26 protein-coding genes are annotated in these 26,923 nt (G+C 71.9%); 12 read left to right on the top strand and 14 right to left on the bottom strand.

What is annotated here, in order from left to right:
• Nucleotides 1-24: 24 nt before the first annotated feature.
• A complete protein-coding gene (locus EDD34_RS05975) occupies nucleotides 25-402 on the bottom strand; it encodes an HIT domain-containing protein (RefSeq protein WP_246012210.1) in 378 nt (125 codons plus the stop codon).
• A 260-nt stretch (nucleotides 403-662) separates the two neighbouring features.
• Between EDD34_RS05975 and EDD34_RS05970 the strand changes: the two genes are divergently transcribed.
• Both EDD34_RS05970 and EDD34_RS05965 read left to right on the top strand, forming a co-directional pair.
• Nucleotides 663-2,060, top strand: a complete 1,398-nt coding sequence (locus tag EDD34_RS05970) for a helix-hairpin-helix domain-containing protein (protein WP_123813749.1) — start codon at nucleotides 663-665, stop codon at nucleotides 2,058-2,060.
• Nucleotides 2,057-2,992 (top strand): OmpA family protein, encoded by a 936-nt coding sequence (locus tag EDD34_RS05965; RefSeq protein WP_123813748.1) that lies wholly within the window; start codon nucleotides 2,057-2,059, stop codon nucleotides 2,990-2,992. The genes EDD34_RS05970 and EDD34_RS05965 overlap by 4 nt, the downstream gene beginning before the upstream one ends.
• A gap of 75 nt (nucleotides 2,993-3,067) precedes the next feature.
• Here EDD34_RS05965 and EDD34_RS05960 read toward each other — a convergent pair whose 3' ends face one another.
• The 4 genes from EDD34_RS05960 to EDD34_RS05945 all read right to left on the bottom strand — a co-directional run bounded on the left by EDD34_RS05960 (nucleotide 3,068) and on the right by EDD34_RS05945 (nucleotide 7,284).
• Nucleotides 3,068-3,877 carry a 16S rRNA (uracil(1498)-N(3))-methyltransferase gene (locus EDD34_RS05960; protein ID WP_123813747.1) on the bottom strand — a complete coding sequence of 270 codons (810 nt, stop codon included), beginning with the start codon at nucleotides 3,875-3,877 and terminating at the stop codon, nucleotides 3,068-3,070.
• A 16-nt stretch (nucleotides 3,878-3,893) separates the two neighbouring features.
• Nucleotides 3,894-5,015 (bottom strand): molecular chaperone DnaJ, encoded by a 1,122-nt coding sequence (gene dnaJ / locus EDD34_RS05955; protein ID WP_123813746.1) that lies wholly within the window; start codon nucleotides 5,013-5,015, stop codon nucleotides 3,894-3,896.
• A 115-nt stretch (nucleotides 5,016-5,130) separates the two neighbouring features.
• Nucleotides 5,131-6,147, bottom strand: coding sequence for a heat-inducible transcriptional repressor HrcA (gene hrcA, locus EDD34_RS05950; protein ID WP_123813745.1), 1,017 nt, complete (start codon nucleotides 6,145-6,147; stop codon nucleotides 5,131-5,133).
• A gap of 42 nt (nucleotides 6,148-6,189) precedes the next feature.
• Nucleotides 6,190-7,284: an alpha/beta hydrolase gene (locus tag EDD34_RS05945; RefSeq protein WP_123813744.1), complete on the bottom strand. Its 1,095-nt coding sequence runs from the start codon at nucleotides 7,282-7,284 to the stop codon at nucleotides 6,190-6,192.
• 216 nt (nucleotides 7,285-7,500) lie between these two features.
• Here EDD34_RS05945 and EDD34_RS05940 point away from each other — a divergent pair, with 216 nt between their 5' ends.
• The 3 genes from EDD34_RS05940 to EDD34_RS05930 all read left to right on the top strand — a co-directional run bounded on the left by EDD34_RS05940 (nucleotide 7,501) and on the right by EDD34_RS05930 (nucleotide 9,476).
• Complete coding sequence (locus EDD34_RS05940) at nucleotides 7,501-7,680, top strand: hypothetical protein (RefSeq protein ID WP_123813743.1); 180 nt, start codon at nucleotides 7,501-7,503, stop codon at nucleotides 7,678-7,680.
• Nucleotides 7,681-7,887: 207 nt separating this feature from the next.
• Nucleotides 7,888-8,760 carry a DUF3097 domain-containing protein gene (locus tag EDD34_RS05935; protein ID WP_123813742.1) on the top strand — a complete coding sequence of 291 codons (873 nt, stop codon included), beginning with the start codon at nucleotides 7,888-7,890 and terminating at the stop codon, nucleotides 8,758-8,760.
• 173 nt (nucleotides 8,761-8,933) lie between these two features.
• Nucleotides 8,934-9,476 carry a DUF4870 domain-containing protein gene (locus tag EDD34_RS05930; RefSeq protein WP_123813741.1) on the top strand — a complete coding sequence of 181 codons (543 nt, stop codon included), beginning with the start codon at nucleotides 8,934-8,936 and terminating at the stop codon, nucleotides 9,474-9,476.
• 100 nt (nucleotides 9,477-9,576) lie between these two features.
• On the opposite strand, the gene EDD34_RS05925 is transcribed toward EDD34_RS05930, so the two are convergent.
• The 4 genes from EDD34_RS05925 to lepA form a co-directional block, all read right to left on the bottom strand.
• On the bottom strand, nucleotides 9,577-10,413 hold the full coding sequence (locus tag EDD34_RS05925) for a DUF975 family protein (RefSeq protein ID WP_123813740.1): 837 nt from the start codon (nucleotides 10,411-10,413) through the stop codon (nucleotides 9,577-9,579).
• A 154-nt stretch (nucleotides 10,414-10,567) separates the two neighbouring features.
• Nucleotides 10,568-11,596 (bottom strand): hypothetical protein, encoded by a 1,029-nt coding sequence (locus EDD34_RS20605; protein ID WP_170176982.1) that lies wholly within the window; start codon nucleotides 11,594-11,596, stop codon nucleotides 10,568-10,570.
• A 92-nt stretch (nucleotides 11,597-11,688) separates the two neighbouring features.
• Nucleotides 11,689-13,068, bottom strand: coding sequence for a radical SAM family heme chaperone HemW (gene hemW / locus EDD34_RS05910; protein WP_123813737.1), 1,380 nt, complete (start codon nucleotides 13,066-13,068; stop codon nucleotides 11,689-11,691).
• Nucleotides 13,069-13,098: 30 nt separating this feature from the next.
• On the bottom strand, nucleotides 13,099-14,982 hold the full coding sequence (gene lepA, locus EDD34_RS05905) for a translation elongation factor 4 (RefSeq protein ID WP_281277748.1): 1,884 nt from the start codon (nucleotides 14,980-14,982) through the stop codon (nucleotides 13,099-13,101).
• Between the two features lie 174 nt (nucleotides 14,983-15,156).
• On the opposite strand from lepA, the gene EDD34_RS05900 reads away from it, so the two are divergent.
• From EDD34_RS05900 to EDD34_RS05880, 5 genes are all read left to right on the top strand, one after another.
• Nucleotides 15,157-15,933: an HAD-IIA family hydrolase gene (locus EDD34_RS05900; RefSeq protein ID WP_123813736.1), complete on the top strand. Its 777-nt coding sequence runs from the start codon at nucleotides 15,157-15,159 to the stop codon at nucleotides 15,931-15,933.
• 46 nt (nucleotides 15,934-15,979) lie between these two features.
• Nucleotides 15,980-16,765 carry a maleylpyruvate isomerase family mycothiol-dependent enzyme gene (locus EDD34_RS05895; protein ID WP_123813735.1) on the top strand — a complete coding sequence of 262 codons (786 nt, stop codon included), beginning with the start codon at nucleotides 15,980-15,982 and terminating at the stop codon, nucleotides 16,763-16,765.
• Nucleotides 16,766-16,936: 171 nt separating this feature from the next.
• Nucleotides 16,937-18,214 (top strand): cytochrome P450 family protein, encoded by a 1,278-nt coding sequence (locus EDD34_RS05890; RefSeq protein WP_123813734.1) that lies wholly within the window; start codon nucleotides 16,937-16,939, stop codon nucleotides 18,212-18,214.
• Nucleotides 18,215-18,237: 23 nt separating this feature from the next.
• Nucleotides 18,238-18,669, top strand: coding sequence for a type II toxin-antitoxin system PemK/MazF family toxin (locus tag EDD34_RS05885; protein ID WP_123813733.1), 432 nt, complete (start codon nucleotides 18,238-18,240; stop codon nucleotides 18,667-18,669).
• Between the two features lie 42 nt (nucleotides 18,670-18,711).
• A complete protein-coding gene (locus tag EDD34_RS05880; RefSeq protein WP_123813732.1) occupies nucleotides 18,712-19,299 on the top strand; it encodes a type II toxin-antitoxin system PemK/MazF family toxin in 588 nt (195 codons plus the stop codon).
• Between the two features lie 50 nt (nucleotides 19,300-19,349).
• On the opposite strand, the gene EDD34_RS05875 is transcribed toward EDD34_RS05880, so the two are convergent.
• Genes EDD34_RS05875 through EDD34_RS05860 form a run of 4 tightly spaced genes read right to left on the bottom strand, consistent with a single transcriptional unit; the run spans nucleotide 19,350 to nucleotide 23,838 of the window.
• On the bottom strand, nucleotides 19,350-20,036 hold the full coding sequence (locus tag EDD34_RS05875; RefSeq protein WP_123813731.1) for an ABC transporter ATP-binding protein: 687 nt from the start codon (nucleotides 20,034-20,036) through the stop codon (nucleotides 19,350-19,352).
• Nucleotides 20,036-21,772: a branched-chain amino acid ABC transporter ATP-binding protein/permease gene (locus EDD34_RS05870; RefSeq protein ID WP_123813730.1), complete on the bottom strand. Its 1,737-nt coding sequence runs from the start codon at nucleotides 21,770-21,772 to the stop codon at nucleotides 20,036-20,038. Before EDD34_RS05870 ends, EDD34_RS05875 begins: the two co-directional genes overlap by 1 nt.
• Nucleotides 21,772-22,647, bottom strand: a complete 876-nt coding sequence (locus EDD34_RS05865; protein WP_123813729.1) for a branched-chain amino acid ABC transporter permease — start codon at nucleotides 22,645-22,647, stop codon at nucleotides 21,772-21,774. The genes EDD34_RS05870 and EDD34_RS05865 overlap by 1 nt, the downstream gene beginning before the upstream one ends.
• A gap of 27 nt (nucleotides 22,648-22,674) precedes the next feature.
• A complete protein-coding gene (locus EDD34_RS05860; RefSeq protein ID WP_123813728.1) occupies nucleotides 22,675-23,838 on the bottom strand; it encodes an ABC transporter substrate-binding protein in 1,164 nt (387 codons plus the stop codon).
• A 274-nt stretch (nucleotides 23,839-24,112) separates the two neighbouring features.
• Here EDD34_RS05860 and rpsT point away from each other — a divergent pair, with 274 nt between their 5' ends.
• Entirely contained in the window at nucleotides 24,113-24,373 is a 261-nt protein-coding gene (rpsT, locus tag EDD34_RS05855; protein ID WP_123813727.1) for a 30S ribosomal protein S20, read from the top strand.
• A 195-nt stretch (nucleotides 24,374-24,568) separates the two neighbouring features.
• Entirely contained in the window at nucleotides 24,569-25,174 is a 606-nt protein-coding gene (locus EDD34_RS05850) for a G5 domain-containing protein (protein ID WP_123813726.1), read from the top strand.
• 188 nt (nucleotides 25,175-25,362) lie between these two features.
• Here the strand turns inward: EDD34_RS05850 and putP are convergent, their stop codons facing one another.
• Entirely contained in the window at nucleotides 25,363-26,862 is a 1,500-nt protein-coding gene (putP, locus tag EDD34_RS05845) for a sodium/proline symporter PutP (RefSeq protein WP_123813725.1), read from the bottom strand.
• Nucleotides 26,863-26,923: the final 61 nt, after the last annotated feature.

Here is a 26,923-nt window from a genome sequence, read left to right as displayed (position 1 = left end):
TTCCGTACCGGTTTCCCGGGGTGCTCAGAAGCCCGTGAGCTGGGTTCCCGCCAGCACGTGGGCGTGGGCGTGGAAGATGGTCTGGCCGGCCTTCGGCCCGACGTTGCAGATCAGCCGGTACTGGCCGTCCGCCAGGTCGGAGGCGACCTGGTCGGCCAGCGCGATGACGTCGGCCAGGGTCTCGGGGCTCGTGCCCGCCAGCGCGCTCACGTCCGCGTGATGCTCGCGCGGCACCACCAGGACGTGGACGGGTGCCTTCGGGTCGATGTCCTTGAACGCCACCGCCGACCCGGACTCCGCGACCATCTCGACGGGCACCTCGCCCGCGACGATCTTGCAGAACAGGCAGTCCGCGCTCATCTCCCCAGAGTTCGCCGTGCTCGTCTCCGTCGTCCTCACCATGGCCGCAGGCTACCGGGCGATGGCCGGGAGCGCCTGCACGACGCCGGCCGGCCGGCCGTGAGATTCCCGGCCGCCGGGGAGCGGGCACTACCATCCGGGCATATTCGAAATTGTTATCTCGTCCGAAGTGCCAGACTTCGCCAACTGTGGTTGAGTCTGCCCGTTCGACGGGTGGCGCCCCAGACCCCCGCAGATCGGACACGTTCTCGCCGATGCCGCCGTCCTGACCGGCGGTAGTCCGTACACCCAGGAGGTTCAGCGTGGGTTGGTTCATCACCCAGTCGCTCCTATTCATCGTCATCACCGCGATCATCTTCTTCCTGATCGGCCTGTGGGCCGGCTGGATCCTGTGGGCCCGCCGGAACAAGACCACTGGTAAGCACACCGCTGAGACGGTCGAGAAGAAGCCGGCGGCGAGCACGACCACGACGGGCCGCGCCGCGAAGGCGGGCGCGCTCGCCTCTGCCCCGGACGCCGGTGGCTCCGCCACGGCCTCGGACGCCGACACGCCCGCCGAGGCGCCTGCCGAGGTGAAGACCGACGACGCCGACGCCCCAGCGCGGGTCGCCACGCCTCTCACCGCCCCCGCCGGCGACGTGCAGACCGACGACGCACCCGAGTCCACGGACGCGAGCACCGACCCGGACACCCGGTCCTCCACCGGGACCGCCGCGGAGCCGTCCGACATCGAGGACGAGAACCTCGCGGTCTTCGCGGGCGCCGAGGCCGAGGTCGTCGCAGAGGCCGAGGCGGCCACACGCGACGCGGCGGTCGACGAGCCCCCGAGCGAGACCACGGCAGGCGCCGGGACCGGGCCCGATGACGACCTCACCCGCATCGAGGGCATCGGCCCGAAGATCGCCGCCGCGCTCCGGGCCGCGGGCTACGGGTCGTACGCCAAGGTCGCCGAAGCCTCCGAGGAGGACCTCCGCAAGGCCCTCGCCGACTCGGGCATCAAGTTCGCCCCGGCCGCGATGTCGTTCGCCGCCCAGGCGCAGTACCTGACCGAGGGCGACGAGGAGGGCCTGGAGGAGTATCAGGACTACCTCATCGCCGGGCGTGAGCGTCGCAGCGCCGACTTCGTCGAGGACGTCGACTACACCGACGTCGACGAGGTCGAGGGCGAGGCCGCCAGGCAGGCCGCTCTCGCGGCCGACGCCGAGAAGGTCGCCGAGGCGACCGGCGAGCACGTCGACACCGCCGCGGTGGCCGACGACGCCCTCGCCACGGCCGACGACGCCGGGACGGCGGCCGCCGCGCCCGAGCCGGAGCAGCCGGCCGACGACGACCTCAAGGTGATCGAGGGCATCGGCCCGAAGATCGAGAAGGCCCTCAAGGCTGCCGGGGTCACCTCGTACGCCCAGGTCGCGGCCGCCTCCGAGGACGAGCTGCGCGCCTCGATCGGCAAGAGCGGCATCACGTTCGCCCCGTCGGTCACGAGCTGGGCCCAGCAGGCCCAGTACCTCGTGGACGGCGACGGCGCAGGTCTCGACGAGTACCAGGACTACCTCATCGCAGGCCAGGAACGCGGCACGACGGTATTCGTCGAGGAGGTCGACTACACCGACGTCGACGAGGTCGAGGGTGCGGCCGCCAAGCAGGCCGCTCTCGCCGCGGACGCGGAGAAGGTCGCGGAGGCCGAGGGCAGGAAGGCATGAGCACGCTGAGGCAACCGCTCGCCCCGGTCGTGGTCGCGGCGCTCGTCCTGGCCGGGCTGTCGAGCTGGCAGGACACCGTCTTCCGCGAGCAGATCGAGGGCAAGCTCACCACGAGCTCGCAGGCGGCCCTCACCGAGGCCGGCCTCGGTGACGCCGACGTCAGGTTCATCGGCCGCGACGCGACCGTGGAGGCGGACACCGCCACTGCCGCGTCCACCGCGGGCGCCGTCGTCCGGGACGTCACCGGCGTCCGGATCGTGCAGGCCGTGGGCCCGGCGGGCGAGGTGGACCTGGACTCCGCGGCGACCGGCGAGCCGGAGGACGGCGACGCGGGTGACGAGGCCGCGGGTGACGAGGCTGCGGGTGACGAGGCCGCGGAGGCGAGCGCCACGGAGGATGACGACGCCGACGACACCGGCTCCCGGTCGGACGACACGGAGACGGACGGCGCGGAGACGGACGGCGCGGAAGCGGGCGGTACTGCGGCGGAGAGCGCCGCGGCGGGCGACACCGCCGCCGGCGACACCGCGACGTCCGGCTCCGACGACGCGGACGCGGAGCCGACGACGAAGGAGAAGGCCGAGGCGCAGGACGACCTGGTCGAGATCCCGAACATCACGTTCGTCACGGACAGCGCTCAGCTGACCAGGGACGGCAGGCGAGTGGTGCGGCGGGCGGCCGAGGTGCTGGAGGAGCACCCGGACGTGCGGGTCCGGATCGAGGGCCACACCGACTCCCGCGGCGACGCGGACGACAACCTGAAGCTGAGCAAGCAGCGTGCGATCACGGTGCTTGACCGTCTCGTCGACCTCGGCGTGGACGAGGACCGGCTGTCGTTCAGGGGCTTCGGCGAGACCGACCCGCTGGTCGAGCCCAGGACGTTCGCGGACCTGGAGAAGAACCGCCGGGTGGAGTTCATCGTCCGGGACTGACCGTGAGAACGGCGGTCCGTGCTCCCACGGTGATCCGGCCTCCGCGTGGATCGGCCGGACGCGGCCGGCGCCGTCTCAGGACCAGCGGCCCAGGCGTTCGTTGAGCATCGCCACGGCCACCGGCCCCGCGGTCGAGGTGCGCATGACGTGCGGACCCAGGCGGGCGGTCACGGCACCGGCCGCGGTCAGGGCATCCACCTCCGCGGCGGAGATCCCGCCCTCCGGACCGACCACGACGAGCAGCTCCGGGGCCGGTGAGGCCCCGGCCGAGGCACCGGCCGGTGCCTCGGCCGGGGCGCCGACCCGGGGCAGCGGCACGGAGCGCAGCGGCGTCGTCGCCTCCTCGTGCAGCACGGCCACCACTCCCCCGGCGCCGGCCACGTCCCGCACCCGCGCCGCGAGCTGCCTGGTGGTGACGGGCTCGGCGACCTCCGGCACGCGCGCCCGCCGGGCCTGCTTGGCCGCCGCACGCACCGTCGCCACCCACTTGGCCTGCGACTTCGCCGCCCGCGGCCCGCGCCACACCACGATCGACCGCTCGGCCTGCCACGGCACGACCGCGTCGACACCCGTCTCGGTCGCGGCCTCGATCGCCTGTTCGTCCCGGTCGCCCTTGGCGAGCGCCTGGACGAGGGTCACGACGGGCACGGGCGGCTCCTCGGCCACCACGCCCCGGACCCTGAGGTGGACGTGACCGTCGTCGACCGACTCCACGACTCCTTCCAGCCGCAGGCCCGCGCCGTCCACCACGTCGATCCGCTCGCCCGGCCCGCGCCGCTGCACGACACCGGCGTGCCGCCCCTCCGCGCCGTCGAGCACGAACACCGAACCGATGCCGTAGTCACCGAGTGACGCGCCCTCGGCGAGGAAGACGGGTGCGCTCATCGCGGGCCCACCGGGTTCAGCGCCCGGACAGCTTGTCGCGCAGGCGGGAGAAGACCCCCGGGTGCGCGGCGGCGAGGCGCGGGTCGGGACGTTCCTCACCACGCAGCGCCGAGAGCTGCCGCAGGAGCTCGGTCTGCTCGTCGGTGAGGCCGGTCGGCACCTGGACCTCGATGTGCACGTTGAGATCGCCCCGCCCGCTGCCGTGCAGGTGGCCGACGCCCAGGTTCTTGAGCGTGACGATCTGCCCGGGCTGCGTGCCGGGCCGGATGTCGATCTCCTGCGGCCCGTCGAGGGTGTCGAGCGACAGGGTCGTGCCCAGCGCGGCGGCCGTCATCGGGACGGGCAGCGTGCAGTGCAGGTCGTCGCCGCGGCGGACGAACGTGTCGTGCGACTTCTCGCGGATCTCGACGTACAGGTCGCCGGCCGGTCCGCCGCCCGGGCCGGTCTCGCCCTGCGCCGACAGCTTGATGCGCGTCCCGGTGTCCACGCCGGCCGGCACGTTCACCGTCACGGTGCGGCGGGAGCGCACGCGCCCCTCGCCGGAGCAGTCCGGGCAGGGCTCCGGGATGACCGTGCCGAACCCGCCGCACGCGGAGCACGGCGCGGTGGTCATGACCTGGCCGAGGAACGAGCGGGCGACCCGCTGCACCGAGCCGCGCCCGTGGCAGACGTCGCACGTGCGCGAGGTGGTCCCGGGGCGGGCGCCGTCACCGGAGCAGGTGGTGCACACCACCGCCGTGTCGACCTGGAGCTCGCGCTTGACGCCGAACGCGGCCTCGGTCAGGTCGATGTCGAGCCGCACCAGGGAGTCGTTGCCGCGGCGGGCGCGCGGCACGGGGCCGCTCGGCTGGCCGCCGCCGAAGAACGTCTCGAAGATGTCCTGGAACCCGAACCCGTTGCCGAAGCCGCCACCGGCGCCGCCGCCCGGGGCACTGGGATCGACGCCCATGTCGTACTGCTGGCGCTTCTCCGGGTTGGAGAGCACCTCGTACGCGCGCGCGACGTCCTTGAACTTCTCCTCGCCCTCGCTCCCGGCGACGTCCGGGTGCAGGGTGCGGGCGAGCTTGCGGTAGGCCTTCTTGATCTGCTCGGGCGAGGCGTCCCGCGGGACACCCAGGATCTCGTAGTAGTCGGTCACAGGTCTCTCTTCGCTCGCTCTGGGTCGGAAGGCAGCGGTGCCCGCAGGCCGTGACGTGCCCGGGTCTGCGGGTGCGTCTGGTCGTCGGACGGGTCGGTCGGGGTGGTCCGGGGGCTCACGTGGGCAGCACCCGGGAGAGATAACGTGCCACGGCACGCACGGCGGCGATCGTGGCCGGATAGTCCATCCGCGTGGGCCCGATGGAGCTGAGCAGGGCGACCGTGTCGCCGTCACTCCCGTAGCCCGTGCTCACCACGGACGCACGCGCGAGCCCGGCCAGCTTGTTCTCGTGGCCGATGCTGACCGCCACGTTCTCGTCGGAGGTCATCTCCGTCAGCAGCCCGAGGAGCACGACCTGCTCCTCGAGCGCCTCCAGCAGAGGGCTCAGGCCCTGGTCGAACCCCATGCCCGCACGGGCCAGGTTCGCCTGGCCGGCGACGACGAGCCGTTCCTCCTGCTCCTCGTCGAGGGCGCTCGTCACCACCTCGCCGATCGCGGCGACGAGCGGCCGGTGCTCCGGCGCGACGACGGCGGCCACCTCGCCGAACGCCACGTCCAGCTGGGTGAGCCGGCGCCCGGCGGCCGCGGCGTTGAGCCGCGCGCGCAGTTCTCCGAGAGTGGCCTCGTCGACATCGGCCGGTACGTCCAGGAACCGCTGCTCGACACGACCGTTGTCGGTGATGACCACGACGAGGAGCCGGTTCTCGCCGGTGGGCACGAGTTCGAGGTGGCGCAGCCCGGACCGGCGCAACGACGGGTACTGCACGACGGCGACCTGACCGGTGAGCTGCGCGATGAGCCGGCCGGCACGCCCGATGACGTCGTCCAGGTCCACCGCCTGCGACAGGAACTTCTCGATGGCCCGCTTCTGCGGCTGGCTCAGCGGCCGGGCCTCGGACAGCCGGTCCACGAACAGCCGGTAGCCCTTGTCCGTGGGGATGCGCCCCGCGGACGTGTGCGGCTGCGCGATGTACCCGGCATCCTCCAGCGCGGCCATGTCGTTGCGCACCGTGGCGGGCGAGACGCCGAGCTGATGCCGCTCCGTGAGGACACGGGAGCCGACCGGCTCCTGAGTATGCACGTAGTCCTCCACGATGGCGCGCAGAACCTCGAGGCGGCGCTTGTCGCTCATGAGTCACCTCCACCCAGCACTCTCGCTCTACGAGTGCCAATCCTACGCGGGGTGACGGACACGCGGAACGCGCCGCGCCAGGGCCGTTTCCGTGATCCGCGCCGCACGCGCCAGATGCCGCCGCGCGTTGCGGCTCGCGCCCGTCGCGTTCGCGAAGGCGTGCACGTGCCCGGTCGCCACCTGCACCGACGTCGGCACCCCCGCCTCGCGCAGCCGCTCGGCGTACGCCAGGCCCTCGTCGCGCAGCACGTCGAACCCGGCGACGAGGACGTGCGCGGGCGCCACACCCGTCAGGTCCTCGGTGACCATCGGCGACACCCTCGGGTCCGTCGTCTGGCGGCGGTCGGTCAGGTAGCGCCCCAGGTACCAGTCCACGCGCCGAGCCGGAAGCCCGTACCCGTCGAACATCCTGCTCGACGGGTACCTGGTGGTCGCGTCCGTCGCCGGGTAGAGCATGAGCTGGAAGTCCGGCCCGCCCGTACCGGCGCCACCCGGGCCGGCGTCGTCCCGTGTGAGGTTGGCGACGACCGCGGCCGTGTTGCCGCCGGCGCTGTCCCCGCCGACGGCGACCGGAAGGTGGCCCAGGCCTGGCCGCCAGCGGCGCGAGTTGGCCTTCACCCAGCGGAAGGCGGCCACGGCGTCGTCGATGCCTTCGGGGAACGGGTGCTCGGGGGCCAGTCCGTAGCGGACCGCCACGATCACGAGGTTGGCGCTCCGCGCGAGGAAGCGGCATACCGGGTCGGCGGTGGACAGGCCGCCCACCACCCAGCCGCCGCCGTGGTACCAGACCAGCACGCCGTCGGGCGGGACATCGGGGTCGGCCTGGTAGACCCGCAGCCGGACGCGCCCCCGGGGACCGGGGACGGTGAGGTCCTCGACCCGTCCGACGGCGGGCCGCGCTCCCACGATCCTGGCCCGGAGTTTCACGCGGTCGCGGGTCTCGCCGACGCCGCCGTCCGGCAAGGGGCGCAGCACGCCGAGCCGCTGGGCGAGCCGCACCTCCGGGTAGAGGGACTGCCCGTCGATGACGTGCGGCGCGCCCGCGAGACGCCGCAGCACGGGATCCGGCATCCGTCCGATGCCCAGGACCGCGACGTGCGCGGCCCCGACGACGAGGTCCCCCAGAAGACGTCCCATGCTCAGAAATTACCGGCATCGCCGCGGCCCTTCACTCCGGGACGGCCCCTGGCCCGTCAGGTAGGGCGATGCCTCAGGCGGGCGCGCCGTCCGGCCCGAACGCGGTGGCGAAGATACGGCGACCGCCCGATCCGCCGCCGCTACCTCATCTCCGAGGCTGGTAGCAACGCCGGAGAGGCTCCGGTGCCGGAACACCAGAAGGTAGAGGGACACGAGATGTTCGGGTTCACCGACTACTCCGAGTACCGCCGTCACGAGCACGAGATGACCCGCCGCAACGAGCGGAAGCGGCACGAGCGCGAGATCCGGGAGGCGCGCAGGGCCCGGGAGACCGGCCGCCGCACCGGACGCACGGCCGCCTCCGGGGCGCGGCTCGCGAGGGCCCGCTGGGCCTGACCGCGAGGACCGCGGCTCCCCGCCCCTGCGACGGCTACCCCGCCGGCGTGGGAGATGCCCTCATGCCGGTCAGGCGCGCCCGCCTCGCGGGTCGTACCCGCGAGCTCACGGAGCTAAGGACGGCGCCGGGCGAGGCCCGCGCCTGAGCGGGTGCCGGGTCGGCGCGCCTCGCCGGGGAGCGCGGGCGGGCGCCCTACGATCGGCGTCGTGCACGACCGATACGGAGCCGACGTCCTGAACCCCGAGTTTCCCGGGGCGCACCGCGGGCGGCGCAAGCCCGAGACACGGCCCGTCGCGGCCGAGCCCGGACTCGTCGTCGAGGACGTCGAGACCGGGTGGGTCGGTGCCGTGGTCCGGGTCGAGAGGTCGGGCGGGATGCGCGTCGTCGTGCTGGAGGACCGGCGCGGGAGGACGCGGTCGTTCCCGCTCGGGCCGGGCTTCTGGGTCGAAGGGCGGCCGGTCGAGCTCACGGCGCCGGCGGTGTCCAGGTCCCCGCGGCCGCCGTCGCGCACCGCCTCCGGCTCGGTCGCGGTGCCGGACTCGCCCGCTCGCGTGGCGCGCGGCTCGCGCATCTGGGTCGAGGGCAAGCACGACGCCGAGCTCGTGGAGAAGGTCTGGGGTGACGACCTGCGCGTCGAGGGCGTGGTGGTCGAGCCGCTCGACGGCGTCGACAACCTCGCCGAGCGGCTCGCGGAGTTCGGGCCGGACGACGGCCGCCGGGTGGGGGTGCTCGTGGATCATCTCGTGCCCGGGTCGAAGGAACGGCGGCTCGCCGACGAGGCGCTCCGGCAGGCCCGTCCCGGGTCGGTGCTCGTGCTGGGTCATCCGTACGTGGACGTGTGGCAGGCGGTGAAGCCCGAGCGCGTCGGGCTGGAGCGCTGGCCGGAGATCGAACGCGGTGTCGAGTGGAAGCACGGGATCCTGCGGGAGCTGGGCTGGCCCGCGGCGTCGCAGGCGGACGTGGCGCGGGCCTGGCAGCGGATCCTCGGTGCGGTCCGGGACTTCCGCGACCTCGACCCGGCCCTGCTGGGCCGCGTCGAGGAGCTCATCGACTTCGTGACGGCTCCCGGAACGGAATGACGGCGCCGGGAACGTCGTGACGGCCGCGTCAGGGCGGACTCGCGTTCCCCGTCGGGGCGGACGCGACGGGCGCGTCGGAGGGACGACGACGGCACGTCGGTGCCTCGGCATCATTACGGCAACGACCGCACGGTTGTCGGACATGACAGCGCCGGAAGCCCTAGGGTGGGTGTATGTCCGAGACGCCCCAGACTCCCGGCGCTGAGCCGAACCCGCAGCCGGAGTCCACGCCCCAGCCGAACCACGACGCCGGTGCGCAGCCCCCGGCCGGCCAGCCGCACGCCGGCGCGCCACAGCAGCCCTACGGCGCCCAGCCGGGCCAGCAGCCGCACGGCGCGCCGCAGCCGGGTCAGCCGTACCAGGGGACGCCGGGTTACGCGCCGGTGCCGCTGCGCCCCGACGAGGAGCGTACGTGGGCGGTCCTCGCCCACATCGGCGGCATCGTCCTGAGCTTCATCGCCCCGCTCGTCGTCTGGCTCGTGTTCAAGGACCGCAGCCGGTTCGTGGACGCCGAGGCGAAGGAGGCACTGAACTTCCAGCTCACGCTCGTGATCGCCGGTGTCGCGATCTCCATCATCACGGCGGTCACGTTGGGGATCGGCGGGATCCTGTACCTGGCGTTCATCGTGGCACTCGTCTTCATGATCATGGCCGCCGTCGAGGCGTCGAAGGGCCGCCCGTACCGCTACCCGGTCAACATCCGCATGATCAAGTGATCCGCTTCGTCTGATCACGTGCCGTCCGAGGCAGTGGGTCCGCATGGACCCACTGCCTCGACTCGTTCCGGCGCCTGCCTCGGCTCGTTCCGGAGAGGCGTCAGGCCATGACCGGACCGCCCGTGAGGCGGCGGTAGGCGAAGGCGAGGGCGAGGTAGCTCAGCGGGATCGTGACCAGCAGGCCGAGCCCGCACGGGATCGCGCCCAGGATGTTGATGCCCAGCAGAGCGAGCTCCAGGAGGAACACCGCGCCGAAGTTCTTGCCCACCAGGCGGAAGCTCGCGGTGAGCGCCTCCCAGGCGTTCTGCCCCTTGTCGACCACGCCCTGGTAGGTGAAGACGGCGAAGACCGCCACCACCAGCACTCCGACCAGGCACGCCAGGAAACCGACGATGTAGGCCGCGAGGAGCAGCAGGGTCGCCACGACGATCATCCCGAGGTTCGGCGCCCGGAACAGCGACGCGAACGTCGGCTTCTGGCCCGACACCTCGCGCAGCGCCGCGTTCGTGCCCAGCCCCTGGATGATGCCGCCGAGGAGGGTCCCGATCAGCCCGAGCAGCGAGCCGCCGGTGCTGACCTGGGCCGACGCACTTCCCGCGTCCCACATGTCCTGGTAGCTGGTGGCATTGCCGGAGTTGAACACGATCCCCACCACCAGCACGATCAGCGCGAACAGGATCCACAGCAGCGCGTTGCCCGTGAACTTGCCCCAGGCGTACCCCAGCGCCTCGCCGACCCGCAGGCTCCCGGCCGGGACGCCCGGGCCGCCCGCCGTGCCACCGCCCGCCGCACCCCCGCCACCGTACGGGGGCGGGGTGTCCTGTCCCCCGGGCGGAGGTGTGCCCGGCCCGCCCGGAGGCTGTGCCGCGTGCCCTCCGGGCGCGCGGTGCCGGGGGTCGGGCGGGTCGGCGGGATCACGTGGGGTGTTCTCGGTCATCGGTCGCCATCCTCTCGAGGCTGCTCTCCCGAGCAACTGTCACCCGCAGGCCGACACCTCGCGACCCGAATTCGCTCTCACCGGTCGATAGCGGGCACCAGGCGGGCGGGCAAGTCCCTGGCGGGGACACCACGCACGAGGGCGGTCGCCGGGGTCACACCGCCGCCTGCTCCGCCTCGATCGGCTCCGACTGCAGCCTGCGGAACAGGTGCGCGCCGAAGAGGACCGAGAACGGCCCGATCGCGAGGAACCCGAGACCACAGGTGCACACGGCCGCGAACGAGTAGGCGACGGCGATCAGGTACGCGAGGACGACGATCCCGAGATGTGAGGTGACGAGCTTGACGCTCGACGTGATCGCCTCGAAGGCGTTCAGGTCCTTCGCCAGGACGAAGTAGGGCGCCGCGACCAGCAGCAGTCCGGCCACGATCTGCAGGAGCCACCCGAGGACGGGAAGCATCCCGAGCACGGTGCCGATGACCACCGTGAGAAGCGCGAGCAGCAGGACGGCGCCCCAGTTCCGCACCGCGAAGAAATCGCCGAAGCCGATGCGCCGCTTCCGCGTGGACGCCAGTGCGGCAGCGTAGAAGGTCATCCCCATCACCTGCACGATCACGGTGGAGAGGGTGGTCAACAGCATCGCCATGGGTTCCATCGACGCGGCAGTGAATTCTGCCTGCCACCGTGTGACGGCCGACTGGTCACCGCTCGCGGAAACCTCCGGCAACTGGGCGAAGGCCTGTGGGATCCAGGGGTTCATCACGACGAAGACGGTGGCGGCCACGGCCGCGAACAGCAGCCCCATCGCGATCCAGACACCGGCGTTCCGGCCGAACGACTGCCAGGCGTACCGGTGCGACTCACCGATCGACGGCGGCGCCCAGGGCACCGAGGACCCCGTCGGGACGGGCGTCTGCGCCTGATACCCGGGCGGCGCGTACTGCCCGTACTGGGGCTGTCCGTACTGGGGCTGTCCGTACTGGGGCTGTCCGTACTGGGGCTGTCCGTACTGCGGCGGGCCGGGCTGCTGCCCGCCGGGCTCCTGCGGCCCGCCCGGTGACTGTGGTTGCCCGCCACCCGCGGCCGGCCGTCCGTACGGGTCCTGCTGTTCCCCACCGGACGGCCCGTACGGGTCCTGCGGGTTCTGGCCGCCCTGGCCGGGCACGCCACCGTCGTTGCTCATCGACTCATCTCCCGAAGAGGTGTTGGTGGCCACAACCTAGCCGGAGTAGCTGACACGCCCAAGGGCACGGCCTGCGCGGACGCGCGATCGCGTCAGGCGGTCAGCTCGCGCACGACGGCGTCCGCCAGCAGCCGTCCCCGCAGGGTCAGCACGGCCCGCGGCGCCACGTCCCCGGCTCCGATCGCGGCCGCGCCGTCGAGCAGTCCGCGCGCGACCAGACCGGCCACCGCCCGGCGCCCTGCGGGTCGCAGCACACCCAGGTCGAGCCCTTCGGCCAGGCGCACGCCCAGCATGACCCGTTCCAGGTACGCCTCGTCCGCCGTCAGCAGCTCCCGGCCCGCGCCCGGAGACCCTCCCGCCTCCAGCGCTGCCGCGTACCGCCGCGGGTGCTTCACGTTCCACCAGCGCACGCCCGCGAGCGCGCCGACGCCGTCTCGGGTGGCGCCGTCGTCCCCCGCGCCGCCGTCGTCGTAGTCCGTGACGCCTGCAGGCTCCGCCACCGGCGCCGCCGCCACGTACGAGTGGGCCCCCGGCCCGATCCCCCACCAGTCGTGCCCGCGCCAGTAGGCCAGGTTGTGCCGGCAGGTGTCGTCGGCGGTGCGCGCCCAGTTGGACACCTCGTACCAGCCGAGCCCGGCCGCCGTGAGCAGCTCGTCCGCGAGCTCGTACTTGGCGGCCTGGTCGTCCTCGTCGGGCAGGGTGAGCTGCCCGCGCCGCACCTGGGCCGCCATCTTCGTGCCGGGCTCCACCACCAGCGCGTACGCGGACACGTGGTCCACGCCGGTGGCGATCGCCACCTCCAGCGACGCGCGCCAGTCCGCCAGGGTCTCGCCCGGCGTCCCATAGATCAGGTCCAGCGAGACACGCAGCCCGGCGTCCCGCGCCCACCGGACGACGTCGGGGATCCGCGCGGGATCGTGCGTGCGTTCCAGGGTCGCCAGCACGCTCGGCACGGCGGACTGCATCCCGAACGACACGCGCGTGAACCCCGCCGCGGCCAGCGCCTCCAGGTACGACGGCGTCACCGAGTCCGGGTTCGCCTCGGTCGTGACCTCCGCCCCGGGCGCCAGCCCCCAGGCGTCCCGGACGCCGTCCAGCAGCCGCACCAGATCGCCCGCGGGCAGCATCGTGGGCGTCCCGCCCCCGAAGAACACCGTCGAGACGGCCCGCTCCGGCAGCCCGGCGTCGGCCAGCACCTTCGCGGCGAGTCCCACCTCGCGCAGCGCGGTGTCGGCGTACGCGACCTGCGACGCCCCGCCGCCCAGCTCGGCGGCGGTGTACGTGTTGAAGTCGCAGTACCCGCACCGCACGGAGCAGAACGGCACGTGGACGTACACCCCGAACGGGCGCCCGGCGCGGTCGCGCCCGTCGTCGCCGTCGCGCACGCCGTTCACGCCAGACCGCGGGCTCCCCACCCAGTCCGGCAGCGCGCCGTCGTCGGGCACGGGAACGCCGTCAGGAAGCGCGGGCACCGCGCGCCCTCCGCAGTTGCAGCTCGGACGTCACTTCTTCTTGTCCTTGCCCGACGACGGGTCGCTGGACAGCGCGGCGATGAACGCGTCCTTCGGGACCTCCACGGACCCGATGTTCTTCATGCGCTTCTTGCCTTCCTTCTGCTTCTCCAGCAGCTTGCGCTTGCGGCTGATGTCACCGCCGTAGCACTTGGCGAGCACGTCCTTGCGCATCGCGCGCACCGTCTCGCGGGCGATCACGCGGGCGCCGATCGCGGCCTGGACCGGGACCTCGAACTGCTGCCGCGGGATGATCTCCTTGAGCTTCGCGGTCATCAGGACGCCGTAGTCGTAGGCCTTGTCGCGGTGCACGATCGCGCTGAACGCGTCGACCTGGTCGCCCTGCAGCAGGATGTCGACCTTGACGAGGTTGGCCGCCTGGTCGCCCGAGGTCTCGTAGTCGAGCGAGGCGTAGCCGCGGGTGCGGGACTTGAGCTGGTCGAAGAAGTCGAACACGATCTCCGCGAGCGGGAGGGTGTAGCGCAGTTCGACGCGGTCCTCGGACAGGTAGTCCATGCCCTGCATCTGCCCGCGCCGGTCGGTGCACAGCCCCATCACGGTGCCCACGAACTCGCTCGGCGTGAGGACCGTCGCCCGCACCATCGGCTCGCGGACCTCACCGATCTTCCCGGTGGGGAACTCGGACGGGTTGGTGACCTTGACCTCCTCGCCGTCCTCCATCGTGACGTCGTAGACGACGTTCGGCGCGGTCGAGATCAGGTCGAGGTTGAACTCGCGCTCCAGGCGCTCCCGCACGATCTCCAGGTGCAGCAGGCCGAGGAAGCCCACGCGGTAACCGAAGCCGAGAGCCACGGACGTCTCCGGCTCGTAGTTCAGCGCGGCGTCGTTGAGCTTGAGCTTGTCGAGGGCCTCGCGCAGCGCCGGGTAGTCCGAGCCGTCGATCGGGTACAGGCCGGAGAACACCATGGGCTTCGGGTCGTCGTAGCCGGCGAGCGCGGTGTCGGCGGGCTTGTGCGCGTTCGTGACCGTGTCGCCGACCTTGGACTGCCGCACGTCCTTCACGCCGGTGATCAGGTACCCCACCTCGCCGACCCCGAGCCCCTTGGTGGGCGTCGCGTCCGGCGAGTGCACGCCGATCTCCAGGAGTTCGTGCTGCGCGCGCGTCGACATCATCACGATGCGCTCGCGCGGGTTGAGGTCGCCGTCGATCACGCGCACGTAGGTGACGACGCCGCGGTAGGTGTCGTAGACGGAGTCGAAGATCATGGCGCGCGCGGGAGCGTCGGCGTCGCCGGTCGGCGCGGGGACGGTCGCCACGATCTTGTCGAGCAGGGCCTCCACGCCCTCGCCCGTCTTGCCGCTGACCTTGAGCACGTCCGACGGATCGCCACCCACCAGGTGCGCGAGTTCCTCGGCGTACTTCTCGGGCTGTGCGGCCGGCAGGTCGATCTTGTTCAGGACCGGGATGATCTCGAGCTCGTTCTCCATGGCCAGGTACAGGTTGGCCAGGGTCTGGGCCTCGATGCCCTGGGCGGCGTCGACCAGGAGCACGGCGCCCTCGCAGGCGGCGAGGCTGCGGGAGACCTCGTAGGTGAAGTCGACGTGGCCCGGGGTGTCGATCATGTGCAGCGCGTGGGGCGTCTCGGTCCCGTCCTCGCCGACCACGGCCCACGGCATGCGGACCGCCTGCGACTTGATCGTGATGCCGCGCTCGCGCTCGATGTCCATGCGGTCCAGGTACTGCGCCCGCGCGTCCCGCGGCTGCACCACACCGGTGAACTGCAGCATCCGGTCGGCGAGCGTGGACTTGCCGTGGTCGATGTGCGCGATGATGCAGAAGTTGCGGATCAGCTCGGGCGGCGTGGCGTTGGGCTGGATGCGCGCGGTGGCGGGCTCGGTGGGGATCGGGGGCAAGGCGGGTTGCTCCTGGACTGTGGTGGGTGGCGACGCGTGAGTCTGTGCACGACGGCGAGGCCGAGTTCAGCTGGCCACGGGCCGTCACGGGAAATTGTCCCACGAGAGCCCCTAGGCTTACGCGCGAGTGGCGGGACCGCGGCCCGCCCCCTGGCGAACGAGGAGCGACACACGATGTCCGAGCGCGAGATCAAGTCCTGGCTCACCGACATGGACGGCGTCCTGGTCCACGAGGGGACGGCGCTTCCGGGCGCGGCGGACTTCGTCAAGCGCCTGCGCGACAAGGACGTGCCGTTCCTCATCCTGACCAACAACTCGATCTTCACGGCGCGTGACCTGCGAGCGCGGCTGGCGTCGAGCGGCATCGAGGTGCCGGAGACCGCGATCTGGACGTCGGCACTGGCCACGGCCCAGTTCCTGCACGAGCAGATCCCCGGGGGCAGTGCGTACGTCATCGGCGAGGCCGGTCTGACCACGGCCCTGTACCAGGCCGGGTACACGCTCACGGAGTCCGACCCGGACTACGTGGTGCTCGGCGAGACGCGCACCTACTCCTTCTCGGCGATCACCCGCGCGATCCGGCTGATCGACGGCGGTGCGCGGTTCATCGCGACGAACCCCGACGTCACCGGCCCCTCGCAGGAGGGCCCGCTGCCCGCGACGGGCGCGGTGGCCGCGATGATCACCGCGGCCACCGGCCGCAAGCCGTACTTCGTCGGCAAGCCGAACCCGATCCTGTTCCGTTCCGCGCTCAACCGGATCGGGGCGCACTCCGAGTTCACGGCGATGATCGGGGACCGGATGGACACCGACGTGATGGGCGGCCTGGAGGCAGGGCTCCAGACCTTCCTCGTGCTCACCGGCTCCACGCGCCCCGACGAGGTCCAGGGCCACCCCTTCCGGCCCAGCCGGGTCGTGGACTCGATCGCGGACCTGATCGACCTGGTCTGACGGACGTTCCGGCCGGGATGTCGGTGCGCGGCGCTACCTTGGGCGCATGACGGCCGGCATCCCTCACCGTCCCGGCACGCCGCCGGGCGACATCGACTACCTCCCGCTGCTCGAGCACCTGCAGGACGCGTTCCACGCGGCGATCGACGACGTCGACCCCGCGGCGGCCGTCCCCGCCTGCGGGGACTGGACGGCTCGGGAGCTGATCGAACACCTCGCCGAGATCCACCACTGGGCAGGAACGCAGGCGCGCGCGCACGACACGCCCTACCCCGGCCGCGGCTCGTCCGGCCTGGCACCGCACTACGCGGCCCGGGCCGCCGAACTGCGGGAGACGTTGCGCCTCCTGGACCCCGACGCGACGGGACGCGTGCTCGCCCATCCGGACCCGCTGAGCCCGGGACCCGTCTCGTTCTGGCACCGGCGCCAGGTGCACGAGACCCTGATCCACCTGCACGACCTGCGCGCCGTCGCGGCCGGGCACCCGCGCGAGGACCTGGTCACGGACGTCCCGCCGGAGGTGTGGGCCGACGCCGTGGACGAGGTGGTCACCGTGTTCCAGCCCCGCCAGGTGGGGCTCGGCCGGATGGCACCGCTGCGCGTCCGCGTGCTGCTCCAGGCCGACGACGCGCCGGGCGCCCCGGCATGGGTGCTCGGCTCCCCGGACGCGGATCGCGCGCGGGAGATCGTGCCGGACGTCGCGGTGGCCGGACCGTCCCGCACCCTCGCCCTGCTGCTGTGGGGCCGGCTCACGCCCGGCGAGGCGGCGATCACGGTGGCGGGCGACGGACGGGACCTGGACGCGGCCCTCGCCGAGCCGATCGTTCCCTGACCCGCGCGCGACTCCTTAGCAGCGTGGACAGGGTTCCGCCACTCAAGTGAAGGTGAAATACTCGCAGGTAGGTGCCCATTTTGACCGGTTCCCGGCAGGATGGGCACGCCCGCGCGATGGCGGGCCCGCCCATTCCTTCCCGACTGCCGGAGCACCGACATGCCGCAGCCCGTGAGGCTCACAGAGCTGACCGATCTCATGCCCATCACCCGGACCACCACGGCACGCGACCCGCACGCGGTCTACCGGGCTCTGCGAGATCAGTGGGGGCCGGTCGCACCCGTCGAGCTGGAGCCCGGCGTCCCGGCGTGGCTCGTGCTCGAGCACGCGGACATCGTCCGCATCGCCCGGGACGACAAACTGTTCTCCCGCCGCAGCGAGAACTGGAACGGCCACGCGCGCGGGCTGCTGTCCACCGGAACCCGCCTGCTGCCCATGATCCCGGCCGGCGAGCGGTTCTCCTCCCACTTCCAGGACGGCGCCGAGCGGGCACGGCTGCGGGCGCCCCTCGACGACGTCTTCAACGACCTCGACGAGCCGATGCTCGGTGCGATGCTCCGGCGCACGTGCAACCAGCTCATCGACGAGTTCGCCGAGGACGGGCAGGCGGACGTCGTCTCCCAGTACAGCGCCGTGCTGCCCCTGCTGGCGGTGGGCCAGCTCTTCGGGTTCGACTTCCGGACCGGTCGCCGTGTCGCTCACCTGGCGCGCGAGGTGATGAGCCCGGTGGCGAGCAACACCGACGTGCTGCCGGAGCTCGAGGGCATCCTGACCGACCACATCCGCGCCCGGTACGCCGCGCCCACCGACGACCTCACCAGCAGGCTGATCCGGCACGGCGCCTTCACCTCGCCGGTGGAGGTGGCCCACTCCCTGATCACCGTCCTGGCCGGCGCGAACGGGCCGCTGGAGTCGTGGGTGTCCTCGACGCTGCTGAGCCTCCTCACGGACCACGGCACGCCCGGCATGGTGGGCAGCGGCTACTACGGCGTGGACCAGGCCATGGACGAGACCCTGTGGGGCAACTCGCCGAGCGGCAACCTCCCGCCGCTCGTCGCGACCAAGGATCTCCTGATGGGCGACAAGTACATCGAGCGCGGCGACGCCCTGGTCCTCGCGGTCAGCGCGGCGAGCCACGAGATCGCACGGCAGAGCGCGGACGCCTGGGAGCGCGCCGAGAACCGCAGCCAGCTCGCCTTCGGCAACGGCCCGCACCGCTGCCCGGCTCCGCGCCTCGCCCGGATCGTCACGCGGAACGCCGTCGACACCCTGCTGAAGCGGCTCGACGTGCGTCTGGCCATCGACGTCGACCAGATCGAGTGGTTCCCCTCCCCGTGGGAGCGGCGGCCGATCCGCCTGCCGGTGACGTTCACGCCGCCGATCGAGGTGCGGCGGCACTGGAGCGACGGGGAGGTCCCGGTTCCCGCGGGTGATCCGCTGCGCACCTGAACCGGTCCGGTAGCGTCCACGTCGTGACATTCTCAGCGGCGAGCCCCTACCCCGGTGACTTCGAGGGCGAGGTCCACCCCGTGTACAACCCCGAACTGGACGGCGACCCCGACCCCGGTGAGGTCGTGTGGACGTGGGTGCCGTACGAGGACGACCACACCCAGGGGAAGGACCGTCCGGTGCTGCTCGTCGGCCGGGACGGGCCGTACCTGCTCGGCCTGCAGCTCACCAGCAAGGACCACGACCAGGACGCCCTGCAGGAGGCGCGCGAGGGCCGCATCTGGATGGACATCGGCACCGGCGGCTGGGACCGCGACGGCCGCGACTCGGAGGTCCGCATCAACCGGGTCGTCCGGATCGACCCGGACGACGTGCGCCGCGAGGGCGACATCCTCGACCGGGACGTCTTCGACGAGGTCGTGAAGTACATGGAGCGTGCTCTCGAGCTGACGTGAGGACCGGCCCGGGCACGCGCCGCCGGCCGGTACTCTTCCCGCGTGAGCGACAACCGGTGGATCCGGCTGCTCGGCGAGATCGCCCGGGCAGTCCTCAAGGCGTTCCTGTCCGACGGCGACCGCGGCACGTCGTCCGGCGAGGCGTCGTCCCGCACGACGCCGTCGGGTACTCCGGTGCCCAAACCCGGGCCGCCGGCCACCGGCGGGCGGGGCGCACCCGGACCGTCGTCGGGCAACGGCTCCTACCCGGGCGACTTTCTCGGCACGATCCGGCCCACCTACTCCCCCGACCTGGATGGTGAGCCCGACCCGGGCGAGGTCGTGTGGACCTGGGTCCCCTACGAGGAGGACCACAGCCAGGGCAAGGACCGGCCGGTCCTGCTCGTCGGCCGGGACGGGAAGTGGCTCCTCGGGCTGCAGCTCACCAGCAAGGACCACGTGCGCCACGGCGAGCAGGGTGGCCGTGGCGGCCGCCGCTGGATGGACATCGGCACGGGCGGCTGGGACCGGCAGGGCCGCCCGAGCGAGGTCCGGCTCAACCGCGTCATCCGGATCGACCCCGATGCGGTCCGGCGCGAGGGCGACGTCCTGGACCGGGCCGTCTTCGACAAGGTCGTCGCCGCACTCTGACCGCCGGCCGACCGGCCGCACGGGCACCCGCACGCCCTGGAGTGAACCGCTCAGCCCAGGTATGCCCGCACCACGGCCTCGTCCTCCAGGAGTTCTCCGGCCGGCCCGGACCGCACCACCTCGCCGCCCGCGAGCACGTAGCCGTGATCGGCGGCCGCGAGTGCGCGGCGGGCGTTCTGTTCCACGAGCAGTACCGCCGTGCCCGTGTCGCGGATCTCGGCGATGACCCGGAACACCTCGTCGACGATCTTCGGCGCGAGCCCCATCGACGGCTCGTCGAGCAGCACGAGCCGCGGCCTCGCGACGAGCGCCCGTCCGATGGCGAGCATCTGCTGCTCGCCACCCGACAGCGACCCGGCGGGCAGGTCGCGGCGCTCGGCCAGCACACCGAACCGCTCGTAGACCTCGCCGACGAGGCCCGGACCGGAGTGCCATCCGGCGAGCCGCAGGTTCTCGTCGACGGTGAGCGTCGCGAGGACCTGCCGCCCCTCCGGCACCTGCACGAGCCCGGCCTTGACCAGCCGGTGCGCGGGCCAGCGCGTCACGTCGCGCCCGTCGTAGGTGACGGTCCCGCCGGACGTCCGCACGATCCCCGAGACCGCGTTGATCACCGAGCTCTTGCCCGCGCCGTTCGCGCCGACGAGCGTCACGAGGCCGCCGTCGGGCACGTCGAGGGACAGTCCCCGCACCGCGTGCACCCGCCCGTACCGGACGTCCAGATCTCGAACCGTGAGCATCAGACCGCCTCCGTCCCGAGGTAGGCCGCCACGACGTCGGGGTGGTCGCGCACGTGCGCGGGCTCCCCCGAGGCGATGACGGCACCGAAGTCGAGCACCGTGACCCGGTCGCACGTGCGCATCACGAGGCCGACGTCGTGCTCGATGAGCAGGATCGTGAGCCCGTCGGCGGCCAGGGACGTGATGAGTTCGCCGAGCGCCGCGGCCTCGACGCGGTTCATCCCGGCCGCGGGCTCGTCGAGGATCACCAGGGCCGGGTCGGCGGCGAGCGCCCGGGCGATCTCGACGCGCCGCTGATCGCCGTAGGACAGTTCCCCGGCGGCGAGGCCCGCCTTGTCGGCGATACCGACCCGTTCCAGGCAGGCCGTCGCGTGCACGACGGCGGCTCGCTCGTCCCGCCGTGCCGAGGGCAGCCAGAGCAGGCGGCGCAGGAAGGTGCCCCGCGTGACGAGGTGCGCTCCGGCGAGCACGTTGTCCAGCACCGAGAGCCGGCCGAACAGCTTGGCGTGCTGGAACGTCCGGGCCACGCCGGCTGCCGCGACCCGGTGGACGGGGGTGCGGGCGGGGTCGAGGCCGAGCACCTCGGCCGTGCCGTCCGACGGCGGGACCAGGCCGCTGAGGATGTTCACGCACGTGGTCTTGCCGGCGCCGTTGGGCCCGATCAGCCCGACCACCTCGCCGGCCCGGAGCTGCAGGTCCACGCCGCGCAGGGCGTGCACGCCGCCGTAGTCCTTGGAGATGCCGGTCAGCCGGGCGACGACGTCCCCGGCCGCGACCCGTGCCCGACGACGGTGCGGGTGCGCGGGTTCCGTGGCCGCACCGGACGCGCCCGGGGCACCCGGGTCGTCGTCGGCGGCGTCGCCCCCGGCACCACGCGCGGTTCCGCGGCCGGCCGGCCGTGGGCCGCGGCCTACGGGGAAGAAGCTCGCCAGGCCGCCGGGGCGGAACAGGATGACGGCGAGCAGCAGCAGGCTCGCGAGGAACGGCCGGATCCAGCCGGCCTCGAGCCCCGCCGCGCGCTGGATCTCCGGGACCAGGGTGAGGAACGCGCCACCGAGCACCGGGCCGAACCACACCGTGGAGCCGCCGACCACCGCCATCACCAGGCCGTCGATCGCGGAGGCGAAGTCGAACAGGCCCGGGTCGATGAAACGCATCGTGAACGCGGTGAGGGCACCGTACGCACCAGCGGTGCCGCCCGCCGTGACGAACGCGGCCAGGCGGTGCGCCCCGACATCGATGCCGGTCGTACGGGCGGCGAGCTCGTCCTCGCGGATCGCGGCCAGCGCCCGCCCGTAGCGGGTGGGGCCCTGCCGCCAGAACAGGTAGGCGACGAGGGCGAGCAGCGCCCAGGCGATGCCGGGGGTGACGACCTTGGGCACGCTCATGCCCTGAGCGCCGCCCGTCCACTCGGCGTTGACGAGCAGGATGCGCACGGCCTCCGCGAACCCGAGGGTGGCAATGGCGAGGAAGACGCCGCGCAGTCGCATGGTCGGCAGGCCGAGCAGAACCGCCGCGACGACGCCGACGCCGACGCCGATCGCGAGGGCGACGGCGAGGGTCACGGCGTCGCCGGCCTCCCCGGGGTCTGGCGCCAGCACCGCGGACGCGTAGGCGGCGAGTGCGGCGAAGCCCGCCTGCCCGAGGCTGAGCTGACCGGCCACGAGCACCGCGTAGAAGGAGAAGGCGAAGATCCCGGCCAGAGCGACGAAGACGAGGGTGGAGTCGGTGAGCATCACACCTCCCGCAGCCGGCGGGACCCGAAGAGGCCCTGCGGACGCAGGATCAGCAGGCCGAACAGGAGCGCGAACGCGACGAGGTCGCGCCAGGAGGACCCGACGTGCTGCACGGCGAGCACCTCGGCGACGCCGAGCAGCAGGCCACCGACGAGCGCTCCGGGCAGTGACCCCATGCCGCCGACGATGATCACGGCGAGGCCCTTGAGTTCGATGGCCGCGCCCATGCCGAGCTGCGCGCTGTTCACGTTCATGGCGAACAGGGCACCCGCTACGGCACCGAGGGCGGCGGAGATCGCGAAGGTGGTCGCGGTGACCTTGTCGACGTCGACGCCGAGCACCCGGGCGGCGGTGGGGTTCTCGGCCACGGCACGCATGGCGCGGCCGAGCCTGGTCCGGGCGACGAGCCAGGCCAGGGCGACCATCAGCACCACGGAGATCACGAGGATGGCCGCCTGCAGCACCGTGAACCGGGCGCCGAGCACCTCCAGCTGCCCGTCGGGGAAGGTACCGGCCGGGAACCTGCGCGTGTCGGGGCCGTAGCGCCACTGGAGCAGCGCGATGAGCATGCCGCCGAGCGCGATCGAGGAGATCAGGCCGGCGAAGTGGGCGTCGGCCCGCCCTTTGAGAGGGCGGAACGCGACGCGTTCCACGACCAGGCCGAGCACGCCGCCGACGACGGCGACGGCCGGCAGCGCCGCCCACCAGGGCAGCCCTGCCACCTCGACGAGTTCGATCCCGATGAACGCCGACGCGGCGAACACCGACGGGTGGGCGAGGTTCAGCCGGTCCAGGATTCCGAACACGAGCGTGAACCCGATCGCGAAGAGCGCGTAGATCGACCCGACGAACAGGCCGTTGAGGAGCTGTTGCACGGTGCTTGCCGTTCCGTCGCCGACGACTCAGTCGAGGGCGGCGAACTCGCCGTCGGTGACCACCTGCACGACGGCCTCGTGCTCGGCGTCCCGGGCGTCGTTGATGGTCAGGGCTCCGAGCACGGTGTCGAGGCCGTCGATCGTGCCGAGGCCGTCCTTGATCGCCTCCGGTTCGCCCGAGCACTCGGCCCGGACGGCGGCGTCGATCGTCATGAGGCCGGTGTAGGCCTGGGCGGCGAACTGGTCCGGCCCCTTGCCGTACTCCTCCTCGTAGGCGGCGAGGAAGTCGGTGTTGAGCTCGTTCTGCGTCGCCGCGGAGTTCCAGGCGGCACCGACGACGACGCCCTCGGCGGCCGCTCCGGCGTCGGTCATGAGCTGCGGGTTGTTGAAGCCGTTGCCACCGACGACCGGGACGTCGAGTCCGGCCTCGCGTGCCTGCGTGACGAGCGGGATGGCGGCCTCGATGAGTGCGGAGACGATGATCGCGTCGGGCTCGGCCTTCGCCGCCTCGGTCAGGAGCGGGCGGAAGTCGGTGTCCGTCACCGAGAAGGTGAGGGTCTCGGCGACCTCGACGCCCTCGTCCTGGAGCGCCTGGGCGAACACGTCGTAGCCGGACTCGGTGAACGCGTCGTCGTCGCTGTACATGACCACGACGCGCTCGAGGTCCTCGGACTCCGTCACGGCGGCGACGGTCTGCGGGATGACCTGGCCCTCGGTGAGCGAGACCCGGTGGATGTGGTCGCCCTGCTCCGTGATGCCCTCCGCGGTGTTCGAGATCGCGACGACGGGGACACCCGCGTCCTGCGCGATCGGCTGCGCCTGGAAAGCGGTGGTGGAGAGGGTGGGGCCGATGATCGCGGAGACGCCGTCGTCGGTGAACTGCTCGAAGAGGGTGATGCCCTGGCGCTCGTCGGTCTGGTCGTCCTCGACCGTGAGCTCGTAGGTGACGCCGCCCTGCTCGTCGAGGTGAGCCGCGGCGAGCTCGAGGCCGTTGCGCTGCGACTCGCCGTAGCTCCCCGCGGCGCCCGTGAGGGACAACGCCGCACCGACCGGGACAGGGTCGGGAATGACACAGTCCGCGCCGGAGCCCTCCCCCCGCAGGTCGCCACCACCTCCCGAGCCGCCCGCGCCGCAGGCGCTCAGGCCCAGCAGGGCAGCCATCGCAAGGGTCAAGGGGGCGGTGCGTCGCATCAGGGACCTCCGGACGTCGTCGTGCGTTGCGCGGGTTCGTGGTGCTGGCCGAAATATCAGAAACATCCGTTGTGCACACTAGCGTTACTGACCGGCGGATCGACCGAATTTCCCGCGCGAGCGTTCTGGTAGCCTTGACAGCTGCGTGTCCGCCCAGGTCGGCGGACACCGTCGCAGCCCCTCTCCACGGGTTCCCCACCCCAGTCCCGGGTCTGCGTCCGCTCTCTACGACCTATCCGCTCGCCGACAGGCGAACACACCAGGAAGTCCACCAGTGGCAAACATCAAGTCCCAGCTCAAGCGCATCAAGACGAACGAGAAGGCGCGCCAGCGCAACCGTGCCGTCAAGTCGGAGCTCAAGACGCACGTGCGCAAGGTGCGCGAGGCCGTCGCCGCGGGCGACAAGGAAGCCGCGACCACCGCGCTGCAGACCGCGAACCGCAAGCTCGACAAGGCCGTCTCGAAGGGCGTCATCCACAAGAACCAGGCCGCGAACCGCAAGTCGGCCATCGCGAAGTCGGTCGACACCCTCTGATCGCGCCACCACGCTGATCGCTGGCGAAAGGCGCCGCTGCCCTCCGGGCGGCGGCGCCTTTCGGTGTGCCCGGACAGTTGCGCACAATCCCACCGACGGGTGAAATGACGTTTTACTGCAAATACATACCAACTAGCAGAAAACGGTCGGAGCGGTTAGCCTCGAATTGGAGTCTTGCCAAAGGAGGTCACTCCAATGTTCCAGATCCACCGCACCACAAGCGCTGTGATCTGCGCAGCTACCATCACAGCCGTTTTTTCCCTGTCCGGATGCGCCGAGCCTGCCACGACCGACAACTCTGCCGGTCAGGCGGCCACGTCGAGCTCGACTATTTCGCCGAGCCCAACGGCAGACCCCGAACCGGTCACGACAACCAAGAAGGCCACGAAGAAGGAAGCGATTCCCTTCGAGAAGGTCACAAAGAAGAACCCGAACCTCGACGAGGGAACAAAGAGAGTCACCACGAAGGGCGTCAAGGGCGTCCTCACCAAGACATTCCGCGTCACCTACGTGGACGGCGAGGAGACCGAGCGCAAACTCGTCAAGGAGGTCGTCACCAAGAAACCGGTCAACCAGGTCACGTCGATCGGCACTCACAGGCCGCCCCCTCTTCCTGAGCCGGCGGAGCCGGAACCGTCAAACTGCGACCCGAACTACTCGGGGTGCGTACCGATCGCCTCGGACGTCGACTGCGCCGGCGGGAGCGGCGACGGGCCGGAGTACGTGAATGGTCCGGTCCGGGTGACCGGGTCGGACATCTACGGGCTCGACGCCGACGGGAACGGAGTGGGCTGCGAATAGGGCAGTTCCTCACCGCCGCCCAGCCATGCCGGCGTTTCCACCCCGGCGCCCTGAACGGAAACCTCCGCATGGCTCGCGAAGAGTCGTGGTCGGCCGCGCGCCACGAGAGATCGACCTCGTGGCGCGCGGTCCCGGTCCTGGCCTCGCCCGGCACCTGGCAGCAGCCGGAGTGACCGGCCGCGTCGCGGTCAGGCCGCTGCGACCTCCTTGGCCGTCGCGCGGCGCGTGGCCTCGGCGAACTCCTCACGGATCGACTCCGACGGCGCCGGCGTGAGCAGGCTGACGACGATCGCGACGAGCGCGCCCAGGACGAAGCCGGGGACGATCTCGTAGAGCGTGTCGGCCAGCGGGGACCTGCCCCAGCCGAACGCGACCGTGGCTCCGACCACCATGCCTGCCAGCGCGCCCCAGCGGGTGAGGCGGCGCCAGTACAGGCTCAGGATCACGACGGGGCCGAACGCCGCGCCGAATCCGGCCCAGGCGAACCCGACCAGGTCGAGGATGGTGTCGGTGCGGTCGAACGCGATGAGCCCGGCGACCACGGCGACCAGCAGGACGCCGAGGCGGCCCAGCGTCACCTGGGTGCGAGCGGTCATCTCCTTGCCCGCGATCTTGACGAGATCCTCCACCAGGGCGGACGACGAGACGATCAGCTGCGACGAGATCGTCGACATGATCGCCGCCAGGACCGCGGCGAGCACGAGGCCCGCCACCAGCGGGTGGAACAGCACCTGCGACAGGTAGAGGAAAACCGTCTCCGGGTTGTCGAGCGTCCCACCGCGGACGTTGACGTAGGCGACGCCGATCAGGCCGGTGACGATCGCGCCGACCGTGCTCACGATCATCCAGCTGATGCCGATGCGACGGCCGGCGACGGCGTCCTGCGGCGAGCGGATCGCCATGAAGCGCACGATGATGTGCGGCTGGCCGAAGTACCCGAGGCCCCACGCGGCGGCGGAGATCACTCCGGTCACCGACGCGCCGGCCAGGAACGACAGGTGGTTGACCGCACCGCTGGTCTCCGCGGCGAGAATGCCCTCGCGGACGGGCCCCCAGCCGCCGAGGTCGAAGAAGGCCACGATCGGCACGGCCACCAGGGCGAGCAGCATCATGCTGCCCTGCGCGACGTCGGTCCAGGTGGCACCGAGGAACCCGCCGAACAGCGTGTACGCGAGCGTCACTCCGCCGACCACCCAGATGCCGGTCGTGTAGTCGAACCCGAACGATCCCTCGAAGAACGTCCCGCCGGCCACCAGGCCGGACGAGACGTAGAAGGTGAAGAACACGAGGATGATGACGCCCGAGGCGACCCGCAGCAGGCGCGACGTGTCGTGCAGCCGGTTCTCGAAGTAGCTGGGGATGGTGATCGAGTTCCGTGCCGTCTCCGTGTAGGCGCGAAGGCGAGGCGCGATGAACTTCCAGTTGAGCCAGGCCCCGATCGTCAGACCGATCGCGATCCAGGACTCGACGAGCCCGCTCACATAGATGGCGCCCGGCAGGCCCATCAGGAGCCAGCCCGACATGTCGGACGCACCGGCGCTGAGGGCGGCGACGCCCGGGCTCAGCCTCCGGCCGCCGAGCATGTAGTCGTCGAGGTTCTCGGTGCGGCGGAACGCCGCGTAGCCGATACCCAGCATCAGGGCGAGATATCCGACGATCGCGATCGTCTTCCAGACATCGGGGGTCATGGAGTCACTCCAGCTTCATTGCGGAAAGTCTCTTGCGCGTGCTCGTCACCCGGGCCCGGCC

This window comes from Myceligenerans xiligouense (genome assembly GCF_003814695.1).
Taxonomy (GTDB): Bacteria; Actinomycetota; Actinomycetes; order Actinomycetales; family Cellulomonadaceae; genus Myceligenerans; species Myceligenerans xiligouense.
This window is presented reverse-complemented; position numbering and strand designations above follow the sequence as displayed.

Coding starts and splice junctions, on each gene's coding strand:
- EDD34_RS05975 (WP_246012210.1), bottom strand. CDS start 402: ATGGTGAGGACGACGGAGACGAGCACGGCGAACTCTGGGGAGATGAGC.
- EDD34_RS05965 (WP_123813748.1), top strand. CDS start 2,057: ATGAGCACGCTGAGGCAACCGCTCGCCCCGGTCGTGGTCGCGGCGCTC.
- EDD34_RS05960 (WP_123813747.1), bottom strand. CDS start 3,877: ATGAGCGCACCCGTCTTCCTCGCCGAGGGCGCGTCACTCGGTGACTAC.
- hrcA (WP_123813745.1), bottom strand. CDS start 6,147: ATGAGCGACAAGCGCCGCCTCGAGGTTCTGCGCGCCATCGTGGAGGAC.
- EDD34_RS05945 (WP_123813744.1), bottom strand. CDS start 7,284: ATGGGACGTCTTCTGGGGGACCTCGTCGTCGGGGCCGCGCACGTCGCG.
- EDD34_RS05940 (WP_123813743.1), top strand. CDS start 7,501: ATGTTCGGGTTCACCGACTACTCCGAGTACCGCCGTCACGAGCACGAG.
- EDD34_RS05930 (WP_123813741.1), top strand. CDS start 8,934: ATGTCCGAGACGCCCCAGACTCCCGGCGCTGAGCCGAACCCGCAGCCG.
- EDD34_RS05925 (WP_123813740.1), bottom strand. CDS start 10,413: ATGACCGAGAACACCCCACGTGATCCCGCCGACCCGCCCGACCCCCGG.
- EDD34_RS20605 (WP_170176982.1), bottom strand. CDS start 11,596: ATGAGCAACGACGGTGGCGTGCCCGGCCAGGGCGGCCAGAACCCGCAG.
- EDD34_RS05900 (WP_123813736.1), top strand. CDS start 15,157: ATGTCCGAGCGCGAGATCAAGTCCTGGCTCACCGACATGGACGGCGTC.
- EDD34_RS05895 (WP_123813735.1), top strand. CDS start 15,980: ATGACGGCCGGCATCCCTCACCGTCCCGGCACGCCGCCGGGCGACATC.
- EDD34_RS05875 (WP_123813731.1), bottom strand. CDS start 20,036: ATGCTCACGGTTCGAGATCTGGACGTCCGGTACGGGCGGGTGCACGCG.
- EDD34_RS05870 (WP_123813730.1), bottom strand. CDS start 21,772: ATGCTCACCGACTCCACCCTCGTCTTCGTCGCTCTGGCCGGGATCTTC.
- EDD34_RS05860 (WP_123813728.1), bottom strand. CDS start 23,838: ATGCGACGCACCGCCCCCTTGACCCTTGCGATGGCTGCCCTGCTGGGC.
- EDD34_RS05850 (WP_123813726.1), top strand. CDS start 24,569: ATGTTCCAGATCCACCGCACCACAAGCGCTGTGATCTGCGCAGCTACC.
- putP (WP_123813725.1), bottom strand. CDS start 26,862: ATGACCCCCGATGTCTGGAAGACGATCGCGATCGTCGGATATCTCGCC.